Annotated in this window: 5 protein-coding genes; all 5 read right to left on the bottom strand. The window is 73.3% G+C overall.

Annotated features, from left to right (window positions below):
• Position 1: 1 nt before the first annotated feature.
• On the bottom strand, positions 2–856 hold the full coding sequence (gene htpX / locus ACIWVC_RS08830) for a zinc metalloprotease HtpX (RefSeq protein ID WP_396446341.1): 855 nt from the start codon (positions 854–856) through the stop codon (positions 2–4).
• A 67-nt stretch (positions 857–923) separates the two neighbouring features.
• Positions 924–2,390 carry an NADH-quinone oxidoreductase subunit N gene (locus ACIWVC_RS08825; RefSeq protein ID WP_396453965.1) on the bottom strand — a complete coding sequence of 489 codons (1,467 nt, stop codon included), beginning with the start codon at positions 2,388–2,390 and terminating at the stop codon, positions 924–926.
• Complete coding sequence (locus ACIWVC_RS08820; RefSeq protein WP_396446339.1) at positions 2,390–3,892, bottom strand: NuoM family protein; 1,503 nt, start codon at positions 3,890–3,892, stop codon at positions 2,390–2,392. The genes ACIWVC_RS08825 and ACIWVC_RS08820 overlap by 1 nt, the downstream gene beginning before the upstream one ends.
• Positions 3,889–5,760: an NADH-quinone oxidoreductase subunit L gene (locus ACIWVC_RS08815; protein ID WP_396453964.1), complete on the bottom strand. Its 1,872-nt coding sequence runs from the start codon at positions 5,758–5,760 to the stop codon at positions 3,889–3,891. The genes ACIWVC_RS08820 and ACIWVC_RS08815 overlap by 4 nt, the downstream gene beginning before the upstream one ends.
• Entirely contained in the window at positions 5,757–6,128 is a 372-nt protein-coding gene (gene nuoK / locus ACIWVC_RS08810; protein ID WP_396446336.1) for an NADH-quinone oxidoreductase subunit NuoK, read from the bottom strand. The genes ACIWVC_RS08815 and nuoK overlap by 4 nt, the downstream gene beginning before the upstream one ends.
• Positions 6,129–6,221 lie beyond the last annotated feature (93 nt).

The raw sequence follows: 6,221 nt of genomic DNA, 5'->3' as shown, positions 1-6,221 counted from the left end.
CCTAGCGGAGGCCGGCCATGCGCTCCAGGCGGGCGATCCGGTCGGCGGTGGGCGGGTGAGTGGAGAAGAGCCTCCCGATCCCGGCGCCGGAGAAGGGGTTCGCGATCATCAGGGAGCTGGTGGTGGCGAGCTCCGGGTCCTGGGGCAGCGGCATCGCGCGGGTGCCGGCGTCGATCTTGCGGAGCGCGGAGGCGAGGGCGAGCGGGTCGCCGGTGAGCAGCGCTCCGGCGGCGTCGGCGGAGTACTCGCGGGTGCGGGAGATCGCCATCTGGACGACCGCGGCGGCGATCGGGCCGAGGACGAGCATCAGCAGGGCGCCGAGGACGCCGGGGCCGTCGTCGTCCTCGGAGCGGCCGATGGGCAGGAAGATCGCCAGGTGGGACAGGTACGTGATCACCGTGGCGATGGCGGCGGCCACCGAGGAGATCAGGATGTCCCGGTTGTAGACGTGGGAGAGTTCGTGGCCGAGGACGGCGCGCAGTTCGCGCTCGTCCAGGATGTGCAGGATGCCGCGAGTGCAGCAGACGGCGGCGTTGCGCGGGTTGCGGCCGGTGGCGAACGCGTTGGGCTGGCGCGTCTCGGAGATGTAGAGGCGCGGCATCGGCTGCCGGGCCGCGGTGGACAGCTCCCGGACGAGCCGGTACAGCGCCGGGGCCTCGACCTCGCCGACCGGGTGGGCGCGCATGGAGCGCAGCGCGATCCGGTCGCTGAAGAAGTAGGCGACCCCGTTGGTGCCGAGCGCGATGATCAGCGCGACCGTCAGCCCGGTTCCGCCGCCGAACGCCCATCCGGCGACCAGCATCAGGGCGGACAGCGCGGCGATCAGTGCTGCCGTCTTGACGCCGTTGCTTCGCACTTCCGTTGCCTCCCCGTCGACTCCGGCATGAACATCAACGGTTTGACCTGGGTGAACGTTCCCCCGGTCAGCTGACCTGCGACACCGTCTGCAGCACGATCTGCGGCGCGGCGGACAGGACGACCGCGCCCGCGGCGGTGGCCGCGATCGCGGCGCGGACCGGCAGGCCGGGTCCCTCCTCGGGGTGCTCCCCCGCGGGGGACGGAGTGAACAGGCGCACGGCCCACGCCAGGTAGTAGTACAGCCCGATGACGGTGTTGATCGCCATCACGACGGCCAGCCAGGTGACGCCGCCGGCGACGGCGGCGCGGAACACGACGACCTTGGCGAACAGCCCCATGACGCCGGGCGGCAGGCCGGCGAGGCAGATCAGGAAGAAGGCGAGCGCGGTCGCGGCGGCGGGGCTGCGCCGGGCGAGGCCGCGGTAGTCGTCCAGCGTGGTGCGCCGGTGGAAGCCGATCACGACGGCGAACGCGCCGAGGTTCATGACGGCGTAGAGGGCGACGTAGGCGGTGGTGGCGGCGACGGCCTCGGGGAGCCGGTGCGAGCCGACGGCCAGCGGCGCGAGCATGTAGCCGGACTGGGCGACCGACGACCAGGCGAGCAGCCGGATCGGCGTGCGCTGCCGGAGCGCGAGCACGTTGCCGAGCGTCATGGTGAGCGCGGCCACGACGGCGATCACGGGCCCCCACACGTGCCCGTACGCGGGCAGGCCGAGGGCGAGGACGATCGCGAGGCCGGCGAACCCGGCGGCCTTCGACACGACGGACAGGAACGCGGCGACGGGCAGCGGGGAGCCCTGGTAGACGTCCGGCGCCCAGAAGTGGAACGGGACGGCGGCGACCTTGAACGCGAACCCGGCGAGGACGAGGACGGAGCCCACCGACGCGACGGGGTCCAGGCCGGCGTCCAGCCCGGACAGGGCGGGCGCGATCCGGTCCAGGTGCATGGCGCCGGTCGCCCCGTACACGAGGCTGATCCCGAACAGCATGATCGCCGTGGAGACGACGGAGACGAGGAACAGCTTCAGCGCCGCCTCGGACGCCGTCCCGTCGTAGCGGCGCAGCGCCGCCAGGGCGAAGACCGGCAGCGACAGCGTCTCCAGCGCGACCACCAGCAGGACGAGGTCGCGGGCGGCGACCAGGGCCAGCGCGCCGGTGACGGCGGCGAGCAGCAGGAAGTGGTACTCCCCCGCCGGCATCTTCGAGTCGGTGATCTCCCGCAGGGACAGCAGGACGACGATCACGGCGGCGCCGAGGACGATCCCCTGGAACAGCAGGGTGAAGCCGTCCGCGACGTAGGAGCAGGAGGGCGGGCCGCCGGAGCGCAGCCCGTCCGGCAGGCAGAACGTGGCGCGGCGCTCCCCGGCGGCGAGTGCGGCCACGGCGATGAGCGCCGCCAGCAGCGACCCCGCCGAGAGCAGGGACAGGACGCGCCGCGGGACGTCGAACGCGTCGGCGAGCAGCAGCCCGATCGCGGCGGCGGCGAGGATCAGCGGCGGCGCGATCGCCGCGTAGTCGATGCCCTGGATCATCAGCCGCCTCCGAACAGCGCGCGGACCGGCCCGGTGGTCACGTCCAGCAGGGTCTTCGGCCAGAGGCCGACGAGCAGCGTGAGCGCGATCAGCGGCACCCACGCCGCGTACTCCTGGGCGGAGACGGCGGCGACGGGCCCGCGGCCGGCGTCGCCGGGCGACCCGTGGGTGAGCTTGGCGAGCATCCGCAGGAAGTAGGCGGCGGTGAGCACGGTGCCGAGCGCGGCGACGGCCATGAACGTCACGAACGTCTCGCGGGGCAGGCCGGCGTGCGGCCGGTACGCGCCGACGAGGGCGAGCACCTCGCCCCAGAACCCGGCGAGCCCCGGCAGCCCGAGCGACGCGACGGCCGCGAACGTCAGGATGGAGGCCAGCCGCGGGGACGTGCCGAGCATGCCGCCGCCGATCGCGGCCATGTCGGTGGTGGACCAGCGCTCCTTGACCGACCCGGCGAGGAAGAACAGCAGGCCGGTGATGAGGCCGTGCGCGATGTTGCCGAACAGCGCGGCGTTGATGCCGACCGGTGTGAGGGTGGCGATGCCGAGCAGGACGAAGCCCATGTGCCCCACGGACGAGTAGGCGATCATTCGTTTGAGGTCGCGCTGGCCGAGGCAGGCGAGCGCCCCGTAGATGATGCCGATGACGGCGAGGAGGCCGAGCCAGGGCGCCCAGAACTCGGCCCCGTCCGGGGCTAGCGGCAGCGCCACGCGGACCAGCCCGTACGTGCCCATCTTCAGCAGCACGCCGGCGAGCAGGACGGAGCCGACGGTCGGCGCCTCGGTGTGCGCGTCCGGCAGCCAGGTGTGCAGCGGCCACATCGGCGCCTTGACCGCGAACCCGATCCCCATCAGCGCGAACGCGGTGATCTGGACGCCGCGGGTCAGCCCGGACCCGTGCCGCTCGGCGAGCGCGGTCATGTCGAGCGTGCCGGACGTCGCGCCGACGAGCAGCATCCCGGCGAGGAGGAGGCCGGAGCCGAGGAGGGTGTAGAGGATGAACTTGTAGGCGGCGGCGCGGCGTCCCGCCCCGCCCCACAGCATGATCACCACGTACATGGGGACGAGGACGGTCTCGAAGAACACGAAGAACAGCACGAGGTCGAGGGCGACGAACGTGCCGAGCATCCCGATCTCCAGGACGAGCAGGAGCGCGGTCAGCAGCCTGGTCCGCCCGCCCTCCGGCGGGTGCCGCAGCGTGTAGAGGAAGCACAGGAACGTCAGCAGCGCGGTGAGGACGACCAGCGGCAGCGAGATCCCGTCGGCGCCGAGGTGGAACCGCAGCCCGATGGCGGGCGCCCAGGCCCGGTCGACCTCCAGCTGCATGCGGGACGTGGCGCCGAAGTCGAACGCGGTGAGCGCGGACACCGCGACCAGCAGCGTCGCGCCCGACACGGCGGCGCCGAACGCGCGGACGGCGAAGTCCGTGCGCAGGAACCGGTTCGCCGGGACGAGCAGCGCCAGCGCCCCGCACAGCGGGATCGCCGTCATCAGCACGAAGATCACAGGAAGATCACCACCCCGGCGGCGATGGCGGCGACGCCGGCGAGCAGGCCGGTGAGGTACGCCTGCGGGTTGCCGTTCTGCGGGACGCGGAGCAGCTCGGCGAGACGGCGCGAACCGCGTCCGGTCCAGACGACGGCGGCGTCCACGCGCGTCCTGTCGAAGGTGACGACGTACTGCGCCAGCGCCACGACGGGACGGACGATCGCCGCCGCATAGAGCTCGTCCACGAAGAAGGCCCGCGCGAAGACGGGGCGGGCGGGGCCGAGCGCGCGCGCGGGATCCAGTGCCGGGTCGCGGTTCCACACCAGGAAGGCGGCCCCCGCCCCGGCGGCCGCCAGCAGGACGCCGGCCAGCGACGCGCCGAGGTGGGGACGCAGTTCTGGAGCGCCGAGCCCGAAGAAGCCGAGGATGGCGGCGGGGACGGCCAGCGCCGCGACCGTCCATGTCATGATCCGCGACGGGTCGCGCACCTCGTAGGAGCCGCGCTGCTCGCCGAAGAACGTCATCAGCCACGTGCGCATCGCGTAGGCGGCCGTCAGCACGACCGTGGCCAGCAAGCCGAGATACACCAGCCACGCGACGGCGGGAGACGCGGACGCCAGTGCGGAGGGGACCAGCGGTTCACCCCCATGGAGCGCCGAGTGCTGCGCGGCCTCGATGACGGAGTCCTTGCTGAACCAGCCGCTGAACGGGGGGACGCCCGCGAGCGCCGCCAGCCCGGCCGTCATCGACCAGAACGTGATCGGCATGCCGCGCCGGAGCCCGCCGTAGTCGGCGAGCATGTTCGACCCGGCCGTCACGATGACGCATCCGGCGGCGAGGAACAGCAGCGCCTTGAACGCGCCGTGCGTGAGCAGGTGGAAGACCGCCGCGGACTCCGCGCCGACCGCGAGCCCGGCGGCCATCACGGCGAGCTGGCTGATCGTCGAGTACGCCAGGACGCGTTTCAGGTCGTCCTGCGCGAGCGCCGCGCACGCCGCGCCGACCATGGAGACGACCGCGACGACGCCGAGGACGGCGAGCGCGGCCGGGGCGGCGGCGAACACCCCGTACACCCGGGCGACGACGTAGACGCCGGCCGCGACCATGGTCGCCGCGTGGATCAGCGCGCTGATCGGCGTCGGGCCCGCCATCGCGTCCGGCAGCCAGGTGTGCAGCGGGAACTGCGCGCTCTTGCCCGCGACGCCGGCGAGCAGCAGCAGCGCCGCCGCGGTGACGGTGGGGCCGGGCAGGTCCGGCGCCGCCGCGGCGACCGCGGAGATCTCGAACGTCCCGGCGCCGACGCCGAGGACGATCACGCCGACCAGGAAGCCGGCGTCGCCGAGCCGCGTGACGAGGAACGCCTTGACCGCCGCCCGCGAGTTCGCCCGGTCCTCCCAGTGGTGCCCGATCAGGAAGTACGAGCAGATGCCCATGACCTCCCAGCCCACGTACAGCAGGAGGAGGTCGCCCGCGTAGACGACCAGCAGCATCGCGGACGTGAACAGCGAGATGAACGCCGCGTAGGACGAGTACCGGCGGTCGCCGCGCATGTAGGCGACCGAGTACGCCTGGACGGCGAGGGCGACGCAGCACACCATGAGCGCGACCACGGCGGACAGGCCGTCCACCTGCAGCCCGACCCGGATCGGCACCGACCCCGTGTCGACCAGCGTGAGGACGCCGGTCCGCGCGCCCGGGTCGCGCCACGCGGCGAACGCGGCGATCGCCGACAGCACCAGCGACATCGCGACCGGCGCGCACGCGATCGCGGCCGGGCCGCCGCCCGGCACGCCGCGCAGGACGCGGGTCAGCGACGGCCCGGACAACATCCCGGCGAACGCGGCGAGGAACGGCAGCAGCGCCGCCGTCGAGGCGAGCCAGATCATCGCGCGTCGACCGCCTCGGGTTCGGCCTCCGGCTCGGCGGGACGCGGCCGGGCGGCGTCCTCCTCCTCGGCCAGCGTCCGCAGCCGGTCAATGTCGATCATCTTGCGGTTCCGGAACACCAGCAGGACGATCGCCAGCCCGAGCCCGACCTCGGCCGCCGCGATCACGATGGTGAACAGCGTGAGGACCTGGCCGCCGTGCAGCCTGTCGCGGTACCAGACGTCGAACGTGACGAGGTTCAAGTTGACCGCGTTCAGCATCAGCTCGACCGACATCAGCACGAGGATCGCGTTGCGGCGCGCGAGCACCCCGTACACGCCGGCGGAGAACAGCAGCGCGGCGACGACCGTCGGATAGGCGAGATGCATCAGTCCTCCCCCTGGCCCGGCGCGACGTCCCGGCCCGGCGCGACGTCCGCGCCCCGCACGCCGTCCCCGCCCGACGCGGTTTCCGCGCCCGGC

It is taken from the genome of Actinomadura sp. (assembly GCF_044508335.1).
In the GTDB taxonomy this organism is placed as follows: Bacteria; Actinomycetota; Actinomycetes; order Streptosporangiales; family Streptosporangiaceae; genus Spirillospora.
The sequence above is the reverse complement of the archived record's forward strand: the minus strand, read 5'-3'. Positions and strand labels throughout refer to the sequence as shown.

What these genes read in the sequence shown, in the direction of transcription:
- ACIWVC_RS08825 (WP_396453965.1), bottom strand. Translation starts at nt 2,390, where the DNA reads ATGATCCAGGGCATCGACTACGCGGCGATCGCGCCGCCGCTGATCCTC.
- nuoK (WP_396446336.1), bottom strand. Translation starts at nt 6,128, where the DNA reads ATGCATCTCGCCTATCCGACGGTCGTCGCCGCGCTGCTGTTCTCCGCC.
- ACIWVC_RS08815 (WP_396453964.1), bottom strand. Translation starts at nt 5,760, where the DNA reads ATGATCTGGCTCGCCTCGACGGCGGCGCTGCTGCCGTTCCTCGCCGCG.